This is a genomic window from Longispora fulva (genome assembly GCF_015751905.1).
Classification (GTDB): Bacteria; Actinomycetota; Actinomycetes; order Mycobacteriales; family Micromonosporaceae; genus Longispora; species Longispora fulva.
The window spans coordinates 1,265,745-1,281,477 of sequence record NZ_JADOUF010000001.1; the positions used below are offsets into that span (position 1 = coordinate 1,265,745).

General features: G+C 72.1%; 10 protein-coding genes. 5 read left to right on the plus strand and 5 right to left on the minus strand.

The genetic code is table 11. The features are described from left to right. Window position 1 precedes the first annotated feature (1 nt). From IW245_RS05580 to IW245_RS05590, 3 genes are all read right to left on the minus strand, one after another. The gene (locus IW245_RS05580) at window positions 2–241 is read right to left on the minus strand and encodes an acyl carrier protein (protein ID WP_197002127.1); all 240 of its coding nucleotides are present in this window, start codon (window positions 239–241) and stop codon (window positions 2–4) included. Then, on the minus strand, window positions 238–4,572 hold the full coding sequence (locus tag IW245_RS05585; RefSeq protein ID WP_197002128.1) for a non-ribosomal peptide synthetase: 4,335 nt from the start codon (window positions 4,570–4,572) through the stop codon (window positions 238–240). The genes IW245_RS05580 and IW245_RS05585 overlap by 4 nt, the downstream gene beginning before the upstream one ends. Window positions 4,573–4,891: 319 nt before the next feature. After that, complete coding sequence (locus tag IW245_RS05590) at window positions 4,892–5,923, minus strand: hydroxyacid dehydrogenase (protein ID WP_197002129.1); 1,032 nt, start codon at window positions 5,921–5,923, stop codon at window positions 4,892–4,894. A 241-nt stretch (window positions 5,924–6,164) separates the two neighbouring features. Here IW245_RS05590 and IW245_RS05595 point away from each other — a divergent pair, with 241 nt between their 5' ends. The 3 genes from IW245_RS05595 (at window position 6,165) to IW245_RS05605 (ending at window position 9,693) form a co-directional block, all read left to right on the plus strand. Beyond that, window positions 6,165–7,106: an ABC transporter permease gene (locus IW245_RS05595; protein ID WP_233472641.1), complete on the plus strand. Its 942-nt coding sequence runs from the start codon at window positions 6,165–6,167 to the stop codon at window positions 7,104–7,106. Beyond that, window positions 7,103–7,984, plus strand: a complete 882-nt coding sequence (locus IW245_RS05600; RefSeq protein WP_197002130.1) for a carbohydrate ABC transporter permease — start codon at window positions 7,103–7,105, stop codon at window positions 7,982–7,984. Before IW245_RS05595 ends, IW245_RS05600 begins: the two co-directional genes overlap by 4 nt. 92 nt (window positions 7,985–8,076) lie before the next feature. Then, entirely contained in the window at window positions 8,077–9,693 is a 1,617-nt protein-coding gene (locus IW245_RS05605) for a type 2 periplasmic-binding domain-containing protein (protein ID WP_197002131.1), read from the plus strand. Between the two features lie 110 nt (window positions 9,694–9,803). Here IW245_RS05605 and IW245_RS05610 read toward each other — a convergent pair whose 3' ends face one another. Continuing rightward, window positions 9,804–10,856, minus strand: a complete 1,053-nt coding sequence (locus tag IW245_RS05610; protein ID WP_197002132.1) for a LacI family DNA-binding transcriptional regulator — start codon at window positions 10,854–10,856, stop codon at window positions 9,804–9,806. 106 nt (window positions 10,857–10,962) lie between these two features. Here IW245_RS05610 and IW245_RS05615 point away from each other — a divergent pair, with 106 nt between their 5' ends. Together IW245_RS05615 and IW245_RS05620 are read left to right on the plus strand one after the other, a co-directional pair. Then, complete coding sequence (locus IW245_RS05615) at window positions 10,963–12,864, plus strand: DUF2264 domain-containing protein (protein WP_197002133.1); 1,902 nt, start codon at window positions 10,963–10,965, stop codon at window positions 12,862–12,864. A 47-nt stretch (window positions 12,865–12,911) separates the two neighbouring features. Next, the gene (locus IW245_RS05620) at window positions 12,912–14,816 is read left to right on the plus strand and encodes a carbohydrate binding domain-containing protein (RefSeq protein WP_197002134.1); all 1,905 of its coding nucleotides are present in this window, start codon (window positions 12,912–12,914) and stop codon (window positions 14,814–14,816) included. On the opposite strand, the gene IW245_RS05625 is transcribed toward IW245_RS05620, so the two are convergent. Next, window positions 14,797–15,675: a helix-turn-helix transcriptional regulator gene (locus IW245_RS05625; protein WP_197002135.1), complete on the minus strand. Its 879-nt coding sequence runs from the start codon at window positions 15,673–15,675 to the stop codon at window positions 14,797–14,799. The genes IW245_RS05620 and IW245_RS05625 overlap by 20 nt on opposite strands. Between the last annotated feature and the right edge of the window lie 58 nt (window positions 15,676–15,733).

Sequence of the window (15,733 nt, forward strand, 5' to 3'; positions counted from 1 at the left end):
CCTACGCCGGCTGTCTCGCGAGGTGGTCCGCCAGGGCGGCCAGCGTCGGGTGGTCGAGGAGTTCGGTCGGGGGGATCGTCCGGCCGAGCAGGACGCCGAGGTCGCCGGCCAGCACGAGGGTGGTGGCCGAGTCGACCCCCAGCGCCTCCATGGTCGCGGTCGGGTCCACCTCGGACGGTGCGATGGCCAGCAGGTCGGCGACGAAGCCCACCAGCCAGTCCTGGATCGGCTGCGCGGTCATGACGCCTCCCGGGGCTCGGACGGACCGATCAGGTCGGTGAGGTAGCCGTCGAGGGCCTCCACCGTGGGGTACTCCAGGATCACCGCGACGGGCACGGCCACCCCGAACCGGGTCTGGATCGCCCCCACCAGCCGCGCGGCCTGCAACGAGTCGCCGCCGGCCTCCAGGAAGTCGTCGCCGAGGTCCAGGTCGGCCAGGCCGAGCGTCTCCCGCCAGATGTCCACCAGCTGGTATTGGCGTTCCGTCCGCGGCGGCTTCGCCGGCCGGCCCCGGGCCGCCGTCCGGACGCTCGCCCGTGCGAGGGCCTTGCGGTCGACCTTGCCGGTGTCGCTGAGCGGCACGGCGTCGAGGGTGTGGATCCGCGACGGCACCATGTGTTTCGGCAGCCGTTCGCCGACGAACGCCTTCAACGCCTCCGGCTCGAACCGGCGGCGCTCGGCCGGGCCCCGGGCGACGATCACGTCGAAGCCCACCGCCGCCGGGCCGCCGGTGGACAGCACCGTGGTGCCGGTGTACCCGGCCGTGGTCAGGACGGCGTCCCACTGCCGGCGGTCCAGCAGCGGGTGCGCGCCGCGCAGCGCGGTGTCCTCGTACCCGTCGAAGCCCTGTTGCAGGCCCATCGTGAGGTCGAACCACGGGTGGAACGTGGTCTGCTCGACCATGAGCAGCACCGCGTCGGGCGCGAGCACCCCGGACAGGTTGCGCATCGTGCGGCCGATGTCCTTCGCGTCGTGCAGCACGCTGGCGACGATCACCAGGTCGAACTCGCGGCCGTCGAAGCCCTGGGTCTGCGGGGTGCTGTCGAGGTCGTACAGTTCGTAGCGGACGAAGGGGTGGTCGGTGAACGCGGTGCGGGCCGCTCCGAGGAAGTACGTCGAGATGTCGGTGAACACGTACTCGGTGGCCTCCGGCGGCAGCAGCGGCAGCAGGTGACCGGTGAGCGAGCCGTAGCCCGCGCCGACCTCCAGGATCCGCAGCGGCCGGTCGGCCGGCCACTGCGCGACCAGCTCGGCGACGGCGGCCGCCGCGATCCGGTACGTCGGGTCGAACAGTCGGGCGTACACCTCCGTGGTGCGGTCGTTGGTGTACAGCTGCGCGGAGTGCAGGTCCTCGGTGAGCACCCCGGCGACGCCGCCGGCGAGGCTGAGCAGCCAGTCGGTCAGGTCGTCGGGCACGCCGAGCGACCCGCCCAGGCTGGCCCGCACGGCGTCGGCGACCGGGCCGGGGATGGCCTGCGGCAGCTCACGGACGACGACGGACCCCTCAGGGTCCGGGCGCAGGAAGCCCCGGTCGGTGAGCACGGCGGTGGCCCGGCGCAGCCAGCGGTCGTAGCGGCCGGCGACGCCCGCGCCCCGCGCCGTGTGCGCCGGGTCGAACACCCGCCCCGGGCGGTGTGGCATGCCCAGGGCGCGGAACGCCGTGCCCACCGCCGCCGCGTGCACGTCGTCGAGCCGCCGCCACGCCTCGAGCAACGCGGCGGTGTCCTCCTCCGGGGCGCTGGCGGCCAGGCCGGTCAGCCGCCGCCAGAGCGCGTCGTTGTGCGCCCGGTCGGCCGTCTCGACGCCGAACAGGGACTCGTCCGGCGGGTCGGTGGGCACGACGTAGCCGACCAGGCGGGCCGGGCCGTCCCCTGTCGCGGCGACGGCCACGGACTGGTCGACGCCCGGGTGCTGGCGCAGCACCGCCTCGACCTCGCCGAGTTCCACCCGGTACCCGTTGATCTTGATCTGGCCGTCGCGCCGGCCGAGGAACTGCAGGGTGCCGTCGGGCAGGTAGCGGCCGTAGTCGCCGGTCCGGTAGAGCCGCACGCCGGTCACCGGGTGGGTCGGGAAGCTGGCGGCGGTCTTGTCCGGGTCGCCCCAGTAGCCCCGGGCCAGCCCGTCGCCCTCGATGTACAGCTCGCCGGTCACCCACACCGGGCTGGGCCGCAGCCGCGCGTCGAGCACGTGGAACCGCTGATTGCGCAGCGGCGTGCCGTACGGGACGCTCGGCGCGTCCGGCTCCACGTCGGCGGTCGGGTGCGCGATCGACCAGATCGACGCCTCCGTCGCCCCGCCCAGGCTGAACACCTGCGCGTCCGGCCACAGGTCCGCGATGCGCTCGGGCAGGTCCACCGGGATCCAGTCGCCGCTGAGCATCACGACCCGCAGGGCCGGGGGCACCTCCGCGCCGGCCTCCAGGTGCTCGACGAGCATCAGCATCTGGGCCGGCACCGAGTTCCACACGCTGACCCGGTGCTCGGTCATCAGTTTCGCCCAGTGCGCCGGGTCGTTGAGCTTGTCGCCGTCGGGCAGCACGAGGGTCGCGCCGGCGGCCATGGTGCCGAACAGGTCGTAGACGGACAGGTCGAAGCCCAGGTCGGCGAGGCCGAACACCCGGTCGTCGGCCGTGACCCGGTACCGGTCGTTGATGTCCACGACCGTGTTCAGCGCCGACCGGTGCTCGATCATGACGCCCTTGGGGTTGCCGGTGGAGCCCGACGTGTAGATCACATACGCCAGGTCCTCCGGCCGGGCGGGGTTGTCCGGGGCGTCGAGGTCCGCCGGCAGCGCCGCCAGGTCGAGCCGGGGCAGCCCGTCTGGCCAGCGCTGTTCCCGGGCGGTGGCCCCGGACACGATCGCCGCCGCGTCGCCGTCGGTGAGGATCTGCCTCTGGCGCAGGGTGGGCAGGTTCGCGGCGACCGGCAGGTACGCCGCGCCGGCCCGCAGGATGCCGTACGCGGCCACCACCTGGTCGACGCCCTTGTTGGCGACGATCCCGACGAGCCGGTCGCGGCCCGGGCCGGCCAGCGCGGTGGCGACGGCCGCCGAGCGGGCCTCCAGTTCTGCGTAGCTGATCGTGCCGGCCGGGCTGATCACCGCCGGCTGGTCGGGGCGGTGCGGCACCTGGGCCAGGAACGGCTCGTGCAGCAGCCCGGCGGGCAGCGGGCCGGCCGTGTCGTTGGCCCGGCGGCGGGAGGCCACCTGGCGGTCGGGGAGCGCCACGGCCAGGTCGGCGTCCCAGGCGTCGTCGTCGCTGGCCAGCCGCTCGACGAGGGACGTGTACGCCTCGAACATGTCGTCGAGCATCCCGGCCGGGAACAGCTCCTCGATCGCGTCCCAGGACAGCTCCAGGGTGCCGGTGACGTCGACGACCTGGTGGTCGAGCCACACCTGGGGGGTCTGGCTGACCCGGTAGCCGATGTCGCCGAAGTACTCCCGGGGCCCGCTGAGGTCGGCGACCGTGCCGAGTCCGCTGGTGAACACGACCGGGATGGTCTCGAAGCCGGTCTGCAGGCCGCGGCGGCGGCGTTCGCGCAGGGTGTGCAGGGCGCTGGCGTAGCGGTGCCGCAGGTCCTGTTGCAGCTGGGACTGGGTCCGGCCGACCTTGTCGACGAACCCGTCGGCGCCGGTGGTGTCGACCTCCAGCAGGCAGATGGAGGTGAAGTCGCCGACCACGTCGCGCAGGTGCGGGTGCGCCATCCGGTGCCCGCGCCCGTCGTCGGTGAGCACGAGGGGCAGCCGGTTGAACAGGGTCAGGTTCAGGGTGAAGCGCTCCGTGCCGCTCCACAGCGCCAGGACCTCGCCGAACGCGGTGGCCAGCACGGCGGTCGGGGTCAGGCCGCGCGCGCGGGCCCGGTCGGCGAACCGCTGCCACAGGTCGGGCCGCAGCCGGTACTCCCGGTGGGTGAACACCGGCTTGCGCACGCTCGCCGGGGACTTCGCGAGGGGCAGGTCGGGCGGCGGGGCGAGGGTGTCGGCCCGGCCGGTCCAGTAGTCCAGCGCCGACAGGTAGCGCGACCCGGTGTGCGCCTCCTCGAGGGCCTCGACGTACTCCCGGAACGAGGTCTCGATCGGCGCCAGCACGGTCTCCGGGTGCTGGCACAGCAGCGCCCACTCGCTGAACAGGACGGCCACGCTGGCCAGGTCGACCATCAGCAGGTCGAGGCTGATGTGCAGCCGGTCGTGGTCGGGCAGCCGGGTCAGCCGCAGGCCGAACAGCGGCCAGGTCGTCGCCGGGTACACGTGGTGGGACATCTCCGCGCGGATCTCGTCGAGCCGGTCGTCGACCTCCGCGGGTTCGGCGTCGCGCAGGTCCACGCACGCGATCTCGTACTCCGGCACGTCGTCGAGGATCCGTTGCCGGCCGTCGTCGCCGACCACGGCGCGGAGCATCTCGTGCCGCGCGACGAGCCGCCGCCACGCCGTGGTGAGCAGGTCGGGGTCGAGGCGTTTGCCGTCGAGTTCGAAGTAGGCGTGCGGGGCGACGTTGCCGAGGACGAAGTTGGGGCCCCGGCCGACCCAATAGGCGTACTGGATCTCGGTCAGCGGAAAGGACTCAGTGTTGTCCACGCGGACACCCCCCGGGCGCGACGCGGCATCGTGACATCTTCATATGTGATGTACCAGCCTTATCCAGGTCAATGCGCCTCAATGGGCGGAGAGGCGGCAGAGCTAATGATCGCCACCGTTTATTCCCGGTGGCTTCTCCCAGGATGCTCACTTCGTCGGATCCGATGTGGACATACCTGGGGGGCTCTGACCTCGACCTGGGCCGCTACCCGACGCGACCGCCCCGGGCGGGTCGGGCGCGAAACGGAAGATCTTTGACGGTTACGGTGGTTCCCGACCCGGCGCGCGGCGGTCGACCCGCGCCGGACGGCCGGTCAGGTCACGCCATCCGGGCCAGGTCGGCGTGCCGCACCGCGCCCCGCAATGGCAGCCCGGCGGCGTACCGCTCGATGTCGGCGACCGCGTAGGCGCCCAGCAGGCGGAGCTCGCGGCCGCGTACCCCCGCGATGTGCGGGGTGACCAGAACGTTCGGCAGCACCAGCAGCGGGTGGTCCAGGGGCAGCGGCTCGGGGTCGGTGACGTCGAGGACGGCGTCGAGCCGGCCGGCGGCGCAGTGCCGGGTGAGCGCGGCGGTGTCGATCAGCGCGCCGCGCGCCGTGTTGATCACGACCGCCCCGTCCCGGAGCAGGTCGAGCCGGCGGGCGTCGAGCAGGTGGTGGGTCTCGGGCAGCGACGGGGCGTGCACGGTGACGATGTCCGACCGCCGGCACAGGGTGTCCAGGTCGACGAGCGTCGCGCCCCCGCCGCCCGCCGCACCGCCGCCGCCCGGCGGGGCGGCCCGGAACTCCGCCGGGTCCGCGTACGGGTCGGCCACCAGGACCTCGACGCCGTAGTCGGCGAGCATCGCGATCACCAGCCGGCCGACCCGGGACGCGCCGACCACCCCGACGACGCACCCGGTCAGGCCGGTCGCCTCGCCAGGGGCGTGCCGGTGGCCGTCGTGGCCGTTGCGCAGGTCGCGCGCGGCCCCGAAGGCCCGCTTCGCCGCGAGGACCAGGGCTGCCAGGGTGTACTCCGCGACCGGCCGCGCGTTGGCCTCGGCGGCGGAGGACACCAGGATGCCGGCCGCGTACACGGCGTCGGTGACGTGGCCCTTGACCGACCCGGCGGCGTGCACGACGGCCCGCAACCGGGGCGCGCCGGCCAGGAACTCCGCGTCGATGGTCGGGCAGCCCCAGCCGGTGAGCAGCACCTCGGCCCGGGCGAGCGCGGCCGGGGCCGGGCCGGCCTGGAGGTTGACCGCCGGGTCCCAGGTGGCGGTCCGGTCCAGCCGGGCCCGGAGGTCGGCCGGCAGCAGGTCGCCGACGAGGTCGGGCGGCAGGGCGAGGACGACGGCGGGATGGTCGGACATGGTGCCCCCGGTTCGGCGGAAGTAAACGATTACTGAAGTTGCACCGTAAGCCGATCGGGCTGGTGCGCGCAAGTGGCTCAAGTCACCGTTGGAAAGCGGTTTCCAACCCGGGAATAACATACCAAATCCGGCAAAAAAGTCCTGAGATAACTGGCTGGACACCCTCTTGACCTGAAGTAGTAACCGTTTTAGTGTCACGCCAGATAGTCCCTGAGCGATCCCGTGACCGAGAGGACAGAAGGTGACCGTGACCAGCCCGCCACCGACGCCCCGCCCGCCGAGCCGGCGCCGTCGGCTGCGCCGGGACGCGCTGCTGCTCGCCCTGATGCTGCCGGGCGTTGCCTACTTCCTGGTGTTCCACTACGGCGCGCTGTTCGGGAACGTGATCGCCTTCCAGGACTTCGTGCCCTACCTGGGCGTCGGCGACAGCGACTGGGTCGGCTTCTCCAACTTCGCCGCGATGTTCGGCGACCCGGCCTTCTGGAACGCGGTGCTCAACACCGTGCTGATCGCGGCGCTGCAGCTGGTGTTCTACTTCCCGGTACCCCTCGCGTTGGCTCTGCTCCTGCACAGCCTGACGGGGAAGTTCCTGCAGAAGTTCGTGCAGAGCGTGGTCTACCTGCCGCACTTCATCTCGTGGGTGATCGTGATCGCGCTGTTCCAGCAGATCCTGGGCGGCACCGGGGTGCTCAACGGCTTCCTCGGCGACCACGGCCTGCACACCGTGGACATCATCGGCAACCCGACGCTGTACAAGCCGCTCGTCGTCGCCCAGGTGATCTGGAAGGAGTCGGGCTTCGGCACGATCATCTTCCTGGCCGCGCTGTCCCAGGTCGACGTGCAGCAGTACGAGGCCGCCGCCCTGGACGGGGCCGGCTACGGCCGCCGGCTGTGGCACGTCACCCTGCCGGCGATCCGGCCCGTGATCGTGCTGCTGCTGATCCTGCGGCTCGGCGAGTTCCTCTCCATCGGGTTCGAGCAGTTCTTCCTGCAACGCGACGCCGTGGGCCCCGAGGCCGGCGAGGTGATCGACACCTTCGTCTACTACGCCGGCTTCGCCAACGGCAACTGGGGCCTGGCCGCCGCGGCCGGCCTGTTCAAGGGCGTGGTCGGCCTGGGGCTGATCTACACCGCGAACCGGATCGCCCACCGACTCGGAGAACAAGGGGTGTACGCGCGATGAGACCCGCCTGGCAAGGACGACCCACCATCGCGGTGCGGGTGGCCAAGGGCGTCGCGCTCCTGGTCGTGACGCTCCTCGTCGTGTTCCCTCTGTGGACGGTCGTGGCCACCAGCATCAGTTCCCCGGAACTCGTGACGGCCAACGGCGGCTACGTGATCTGGCCCTCGGACCTGTCCGTCGACGCCTACCGCGAGATCCTCGGCGGCGGCATCGTCACCCGGGCGCTGCTGGTCAGCGCCGGGGTCACCATCATCGGCACCGCCCTGAGCCTGGTCGCCACGATCGGCCTCGCCTACGGGCTGGCCCGGCCGCAACTGTTCGGCGGCCGGCCGATCCTGCTGACGGTCATGTTCACGTTCCTGTTCCCGCCGAGCATGATCCCGCTGTTCCTGATCGTGAAGGGCACCGGCCTGTTCGACACCTTCTCCGCGCTCGTGCTGCCGTTCCTCGTCAACGTGTTCAACCTCGTGGTGATGCGCGGCTTCTTCCAGTCGGTCCCGGCCGAGCTCCTGGAGGCGGCCCGGATCGACGGGGCCGGCGAGTTCCGGATCCTGCTCCGGGTGGTCCTGCCGCTGTCCAAGGCCGTGGTCGCCGTGATCGGGCTGTTCTACGCCGTCGCGTACTGGAACAGGTTCTTCGAGGCGATCATCTACTTCAACGACCAGTCGAAGTGGCCGATCGGCACCGTGCTGCGCCAGTACGTCACCCAGGGCGCGCAGCTCGCCGACTCCAGTGTCAGCGAGTCCGCCAGCGCGAACGCCCCCCAGTCGATCCAGATGGCCGTCGTCGTACTCGCCACTCTGCCGATCGTGTGTCTCTACCCGTTCGTCCAGCGCTACTTCGTCAAGGGCGTCCTCACCGGGGCGGTCAAGGCGTGATGCGACGTGTCCCTCCACCCCCAGAGTTTCAGCTGCGCTACTTCGTCAAGGGCGTCCTGACCGGCGCCGTCAAGGCTTAGAAGGGAATGACCATGGACCGCAGGTCCCTCCTCAAGATGATCGGCGCGGGGGCGCTCGCCGTCACCGCCGGCGGCACGCTCGCCGGGTGCGGCGGAGGTGCCACGAAGGGCGCCGTGGGCAACTCGGGCAAGAACCTCACCCCGTGGCCGACGTACGTGCCGTTCGCCGGCCCCAAGCCCGACCTGGCTCCCGAGGCGAAGTTCGGCATCCAGGCCGGCTACCTCAACTACCCGCAGCACCTCGCCACGGCCGTCAAGGACAAGGTCGGCGACGGCTCCGACGTCACGGCCATGGTGATCACCTACGGCACCCCGCCGAAGCCGGCCGAGCAGAACCAGCTCTGGGCCGCGCTGAACAAGGCGCTCGGCGTGAACCTGAAGCTGGTCCTGGTGCCCGACGCGGAGTTCCAGAAGAAGATGGCCACCGTGATGGCGTCGGGGGACCTGCCCGACATCATCATGTTCGGCGCGGGCTACTACCTGTCCCGGGAGCAGGACTTCATCCAGACCCAGTGCGCGGACCTGTCCGACCTGATCGGCGGGGACCACGTCAAGGCGTACCCGAACCTGGCCAACATCCCGGCCTACTCCTGGCAGGGCATGGGGCGGATCGGCGGCAAGATCTACGGCATCCCCACCGAGCGGCCGATGCCCGGCAACAGCCTGATCCTGAACCGGACGGCGATGGACAGCGCCGGCGTGCCCCGGGACTGGAACGCCGACCAGTTCCTCGCCGGGCTGAAGGGGTACACCTCCGGCAAGAAGTACGGGATCGGCGCCTCGACCAGCAACTTCACCGGCTGGGCCTCGGCGGCCTACCACGCCGGCTCGTTCGGCGCGCCCAACCTGTGGAAGGTCGAGGGCGGCAAGTTCATCCCCACCTACGAGACAGACCAGTTCCGCCAGGCCCTGGAGTTCATGACCAAGCTGCCCTACTACCCGGACTCGCTGACCACCAGCGCGGTGGACATGAAGTCGCTGTTCTACAACCAGACGGTGGCCTCGATGACCGACGGGTTCGGCGCGTACGCGGGCACGGCAGCCAAGGTCAAGGACTTCACCTTCGACTTCGCGCTGCCCTACGGCAAGAACCCCACCCCGTGGCAGGGCAACGGCCGGTTCGGGTACGTGGTGTTCAAGAAGGCCCCGACCGACCGGCTCAAGCTGCTGCTGCGGGTGTGCGACTACCTGGCCGCGCCGTTCGGTTCCACGGAGTACGAGCTGTGCAACTTCGGCGTCGAGGGCGCCCACTTCACCCGGGGCGCCGACGGCGGGATCGTCACCACCGAGCTGGCCAAGACGGAGAACATCACCAACCTGCCGGTGAAGTACATCGCCGCCGCCCCGCAGGTGATCTACTTCCCCGGCAACCCGGAGGCCACGAAGCGGCTGCACCAGTGGGAGCGCGACACCCTGCCGCGCAGCGTCGCCGACCCGTCCAACGGACTGCGCTCCGCGACCTGGTCGACGAGCGGGGCCCAGCTCGACAAGGTGATCGGCGACGGGCTGGCCGCGGTGATCTTCGGCCGCAAGTCGGTGTCCGAATGGGACGCGATCGTCAAGGACTGGAAGGCCAAGGGCGGGGCGAAGGCCGCCGAGGAGTACGCGACGGAGCACGCCGCCGCCTGACGGGCGGCGCGTCCGGGTCGGGCCCGGACGGGCGGACCCACCGACGCAAGTGATCCGCACGCACCCGGGTGGTGGCCGCCACCGCGGTGCGTGCGGATCCTCCGCGTCGGTCAGGCGCGCAGGCGGGAGCGGACCGAGTCGCGGATCACCACATGCGTGCCCAGCACCACGTGCGGGGTCAGGTCGGGGGAGTGCAGCGCGAGCCGCACCGCCTGGCGCCCCAGCTCCTCACTGGGGATGTGCACCGTGGTCAACCGCAGGTCGAGCGCCGGGGAGATGTCGTTGTAGCCGACCATCGAGATGTCCTGCGGCACCGACAGCCCCGCCTCGCGCAGCGCCTGCATCGCGCCGGCGGCCACCAGGTCGTCCGAGCCGAACACCGCCGTGAACCCGGGCGGGCCGGCGGCGAGGAGGCGGCGCATCGCGTCGTACCCGAAAGGGCGGCCGAACATGCCCAGCACCTGCAACGCCGGATCCTCGGCGATCCCGTGCTCGGCCAGGGCCCGGCGGTAGCCGGCGATCCGCTCCTCCGCCGTGCTGTGCCCGGGCGCGCCGCCCAGGTAGAGGATCCGCTCGTGCCCCTGGGACAGCAGGTGGCTGGTGAGCGCGTACGCCCCGGCCGAGTTGTCGTACTCCACGGTCACCGCCGGCACGTCCGGACCCAGCGACGGCCGGCCGACCAGCACGAGCCGCGAGCCCGCCGCGTGCAAGGAGCCGGCGACCTGGGCCATCCGCCGCCGGTACTCCTCGTCCTCCACCACGGCGCCGACCAGGATCACCGCGTCGGCGTGCTGTTCGCGCAGCAGGGTGAGGATCGCCATCTCGCGGTCCGGGTCCCCGCCCGTGGTGCAGATCAGGCACAGTCGGCCCTCGGCGGCCGCCTGGTCCTCCACGCCCTGGGCGATCTTCGCGTAGAAGGCCGCGTCGACCGCGCTGACCAGGATCGCGACCGTCTTGGCGCTGTGGCCGGACAGGGCGCGGGCGTGCGCGTTGACCACGTAGTCCAGCGCCGCGACGGCCTTGGTGACCCGGGCCCGGGTGGCGGGCGCGACCGGGTAGGTGCCCGCGAGCACCCGCGACACGGTGGCGACTGAGACCCCGGCCCGCTCGGCGACGTCGCGGATGGTCGCGCGGCCGCCCGGGGTGGTGCGCTTGCGGCTCATCGACCCTCTGTTTCTGTAAACGTTTTCATCACAGAATAGTGCATCCGCGGCACGGGTCAAGGACGCCCTCTTGACAGGTACGCGTCGATAGGTAAACGTTTTCCACATGCTTGCCACGCCCGCCGAGGACCGGGTCCTCTCGCCGCACACCGGCTGGGGTCGCGACCACTGGGTCGCCGTCGCCGACCACTGGCTGCTGCACCTGCGCCGGTACGCGAGCCCCGACCGGGCCCACTTCCACGTCCCCGGCCGCACCAGTGGCTCCGGTGTCCGCAGCGACGGGCTCGAGGCGTTCGCCCGGAGCATGCTGCTCGCCGCGCACCGGATCGCCACGGGCGACGACCCGCACGACTACGCCGGCTGGTACGCGGCCGGCATCGCCGCCGGGGTCGCGGGCGAGTGGTCCCGCGCCGACCCGTGCGTCGTTTCGATGGTCGGCACCGGCCAGCCCACGGTGGAGGCCGCCAACGTCGCCCTCGCCCTGCGGGCCAGCCGGGGCCGGATCTGGGACCGGCTGGACGCGACGACCCGCGAGCGCCTGGTCGACTGGCTCGGCCACCACGCCCGGCTGCCCGTGTGGCCGAACAACTGGCAGCTGTTCCCGGCGGCGTGCGAGGCGTTCCTCGGCTCGGTGGGCGCCGATGTGACGGGCTGCCGGGGCGCGGCCGGCGTCGCGGTGATCGAGGGGTACCACCAGGGCGGCGGCTGGTACCTCGACGGCCCCGGGCGCAACGTCGACCACTACCTCGGCTGGGCCATCCACCCCTTCCTCGGCATGTGGTACGCCGAACGCGGCACCCCCGACGAACTGCAGGCCTGGCGGACCCGGCTCGCGTCCTTCGTCGCCGACTTCGCCCGCACCTTCGCCCCAGACGGCCGGATGATGCACCAGGGCCGCTCGCTCACCTATCGCACGGCGGCCCTGTCCGCCCTGTGGCTCGCGGAGTCCGAGGGCGTCTCGCCCCTGGAGCCCGGGGAGACCCGGCGGATCGCCAGCGGCCTGCTGCGGTACTTCACGGACCTGGGCGTCGGCGTCGAACGGCCCGTGTCCCTCGGCTGGGGCGCGCCGGACCACCTGGCCCTGACCCAGTCCTACAGCGGCCCGGGTTCGCCGTACTTCGCGGCGACGGGTTTCGCCGGCCTCGGCCTGCCCGCCGATCATCCGGTGTGGACTGACGTGGAACCCGATCCGGTCACGGAACCGTTCACCCGCCCGTTGCCGGCGGTCGGCTGGCTGGTGCACGGCGCGGGCGATGGCGTGGTCCGCCTGGTCAACCACGGCAGCGACCACGCCTCCGACTCCTGGAACACGCCGACGGCCACCGACCCCGACGACCCGCACTACGCCAAGTTCGGCTACTCCACCCACACCGCCCCCGGCACCGGCGCGGCGTTCGACGACGCGGTCGACGGGCACCTCGCGCTGCTGCGGGGCGGCCGGGCCAGCCGACGCGGCCGGATCCTGGGCCACCTGGTCGACGGGAACCTGGCCGCCTCCTGGCACGTGCCGCAACGCGACGGGGCCGCCTGGGACGCGCGGGTCGTGACGGCCTCGGTGGTCGACGCCGGCCACGAGGTGCGCTGCCACTGGGTGACGGCGCGCGGCGCGTATGGGCTCCGCGAGGGCGGGCACGCGGTGGCCGGGGCGGCGGTGACGGCCGCCGACGGGGTGGTCCGTTCCGCCGACGGACTGGTCAGCTCCGTGGTCGCCCTGTACGGCTGGACCGGGGCCGGCAGCGTCGCGCAGGACGGGTGCAGCGCGTCCGGCGCGGTGGCCGCGGCGCCGTACCTGACCGGCGAGGTCAACGGCGAGGGCGTGTTCGTCGCCGACCACCGGCTGGGCTTCACAGCGGGCGACGCCGAGGCCGGTGACGGCGTCGACTCCGACGCCGGCGTCGACCCGGTGACGGCGGATGTGGCCGGCACTGTGGTCACCGTGACCTTTCCGTCCGGCCGGGTCCGCACCGTCGACCTGGCCGCGCTGTTCGATCTCCCGGCACCCGGGTAGCCGGTCCCGCCGGGCCCCGCAAGGCACCCCTCCCCGAAGGAACGCACATGAGACGCTTCCTCCCCGTGCTGGTCCTCGCCGCGACCCTCCTGGCACCGACGCCAGCCGGGGCCGCCGCCCCCGCCACCTACTACCTGGACTGCTCGGCAGCCGCCACCGGCGACGGCACGGCCGCGACCCCGTGGCGCGACCTCGCCACGGTCAACGCGCACACCTTCGCCCCGGGCGACACCCTGGCCCTGCGCCGGGGCGTCACCTGCACCGGCCAGCTGCACCCCCTCGGCTCCGGCACCGCCACGGCCCCGGTCACCGTCGCCGCCTACGGCACCGACACGGCCCGCCCGGTCGTGGCCGCCGCCGGCACCGCGTACGCGGCGTTCTACCTGCGCAACCAGGAGTACTGGGAGATCCGGGACCTGGAACTGACCAACGACGCCGGTACGGCCGCCGAACGCGACGGCCTGCTCGTCGAGCTGACCGACTTCGGCACCGGGCACCACTACGTGGTCGACAACGTCTACGTCCACCACGTGCGCGGCGACGACTCCAAGTGGAGCAACGGCATCCAGTTCCGGGTCAGCGGCACCACCACGCCGACGCACTTCGACGACGTGCTGGTCCAGAACTCCGAGGTGTTCCACGTCGACCGCGAGGGCCTGACGACCCGCTCGACGTGGATGTGCCGGCCCACGTACGGCACCGGGGACGGCTGCGGCACGACCCAGAACTGGGTGGCCAACACCCGGGTGGTGTTCCAGGACAACCTGCTGCACGACATCGGCGGCGACGGCCTGGTGACCCGGGTGACCGACCACGCCCTGGTGCAGCGCAACGTGGCCTACGACATCGCGACGCGTTCGCCCGGCAACAACGCCGGCCTGTGGACCATCAACAGCGACTACCCGACGTTCCAGTTCAACGAGGTGCACCACGTGCGCCGCCAGCCGGGGACGAACGACGGCATGGCCTTCGACTCCGACTTCGGCAACCTGGGAGCGGTGTTCCAGTACAACTACAGCCACGACAACGAGGGCGGCTTCCTGCTGTTCTGCGGGGCGTGCGGGGGCGGGTCGAGTTCGACGGGCACCGTGGTCCGGTACAACCTGAGCGAGAACGACCACTCCCGGATCCTGTACGCGGTGGGGGAGAAGGACGCCCGGATCTACCAGAACACGTTCCACCTGCCGGCCGGGTCGACGACCGCGATCGTGCAGGACTCGGGGAACACGAAGGTCGCGTTCACCAACAACATCGTGTCCAACCTCGGCAGCGGCGGTTACAGCGGCGCGGCGTCGGCGTACACGTGGACGAGCAATGTGTTCTTCGGGTCCCACCCGGCGAGCGAGCCCGCGGACCCGGGCAAGATCACGGCGGATCCGAAGCTCGTCGCGCCCGGCACCGGCCCGGCCGGACTGCGGCTCGGCGCGGGCTCACCGGCACGCGGGGCCGGCACGGTGATCGCCGGCAACGGCGGCCGGGACTACTTCGGCGGCGCGGTGCCCACGGGCTGCCGGCCGGACATCGGCGCGCACCAGGCGTCGCCGACCTGCGCGAACCTCGCCGCCAACGGCGACTTCGAGGCCGGCACCCTGGCCCCGTGGACGGTCTACAACCGGGGCGCGCTGGACCCGACGGCGCACGCGGGCACCGCCGGCGTGCGGGTCGGCGCCTACCCCGGCTCGGTCGAGCAGGTGGTCACCGTCGCGCCGAACACCACCTACACCCTCGCCGGATGGGGCAGGGTGTCGGCGACCGACACCCAGGTCGTGATCGGCGTGAAATCCTTCGGGGGTACCGAGACCCGCGCCCCCGCCTTCACCACGATGTCCTGGGCCTTCGGTAGCGTCACGTTCACCACCGGCGCGACGAACACGACCGCCCGGATCTACTGCTATGCCCGGGTCGGCACCGGCTACGGCTACTGCGACGACATCACCCTCGTGGCGACCTGACAGCGTCCGGCTGCTCGCTGACGACGGGCCCCTCGGGGCCCCAGGAGGCGAGCAGCCGCAACGCCTCCTCGGACGCCGACCCCGGCTCCGCGTGGAACGTGATCAAGTGCAGGTCGCCGGGCACGGGGAAGATCTCGTACGCGAGGGTCATCGGCCCCACCACCGGGTGCTGGAACTCCTTCGTGCCGAACGTCTTGTCCTGCACTCCGTACGCCGCCCACAGCTGGCGGAAGTCCTCGCTGCGCACCGACAGCTCGCCGACCAGCGTGCACAGCCGCTCGTCGCACGGGAACCGCCCGGCGTCGAACCGCAGGTAGTTGACAGTGTCGCGGGCCTTGCCGGCCCAGTCGACGAACAACGCCCGCGCCCGGGGGTCCAGGAACACGAACCGGGCCATGTTCCGCTCGGCCGGCGGCAGGGCCGGGAAGTCCACCAGCAGCGCGCGGGCCAGGCGGTTCCAGCCGAGCACGTCGGTGCGCCGGCCCGTGATGTACGCCGGCACGCCGTCCATCGCGTCGATCAGCTGCTGCAACTGGGGCCGGACCCGCTGCGGTCGGGCCGGGCGCGCCGCCGCCCGCCGGTCGGGCCGGGCCAGGTGCATCAGGTGCGCCCGCTCCGCCTCGTCGAGCCGCAGCGCCCGGGCGACGGAGTCGAGGATCTCCACCGACACGTTCTGGCCGTTGCCCTGCTCCAGCCGGGTGTAGTACGCCACGCTGACCCCGGCGAGCTGGGCCAGCTCCTCGCGGCGCAGCCCGGGAACCCGACGCCGACCGCCGTAGGTGGACAGACCAGCCTCTTCCGGGCTCAACCGGGCGCGCCGGGAGCGGAGGAAGTCACTGAGTTCGGTGTGCAGGCCCATGCACCCAGTATGCCCAGCGGTCCGGCGCTGATCCTGTCCCTGCCAGTGGTACGAAAAC

Bases quoted from the DNA above. Each gene is read 5' to 3' on its own strand.
- IW245_RS05580 (WP_197002127.1), bottom strand. From the start codon at position 241: ATGACCGCGCAGCCGATCCAGGACTGGCTGGTGGGCTTCGTCGCCGAC.
- IW245_RS05590 (WP_197002129.1), bottom strand. From the start codon at position 5,923: ATGTCCGACCATCCCGCCGTCGTCCTCGCCCTGCCGCCCGACCTCGTC.
- IW245_RS05600 (WP_197002130.1), top strand. From the start codon at position 7,103: ATGAGACCCGCCTGGCAAGGACGACCCACCATCGCGGTGCGGGTGGCC.
- IW245_RS05605 (WP_197002131.1), top strand. From the start codon at position 8,077: ATGGACCGCAGGTCCCTCCTCAAGATGATCGGCGCGGGGGCGCTCGCC.
- IW245_RS05610 (WP_197002132.1), bottom strand. From the start codon at position 10,856: ATGAGCCGCAAGCGCACCACCCCGGGCGGCCGCGCGACCATCCGCGAC.
- IW245_RS05615 (WP_197002133.1), top strand. From the start codon at position 10,963: ATGCTTGCCACGCCCGCCGAGGACCGGGTCCTCTCGCCGCACACCGGC.
- IW245_RS05620 (WP_197002134.1), top strand. From the start codon at position 12,912: ATGAGACGCTTCCTCCCCGTGCTGGTCCTCGCCGCGACCCTCCTGGCA.
- IW245_RS05625 (WP_197002135.1), bottom strand. From the start codon at position 15,675: ATGGGCCTGCACACCGAACTCAGTGACTTCCTCCGCTCCCGGCGCGCC.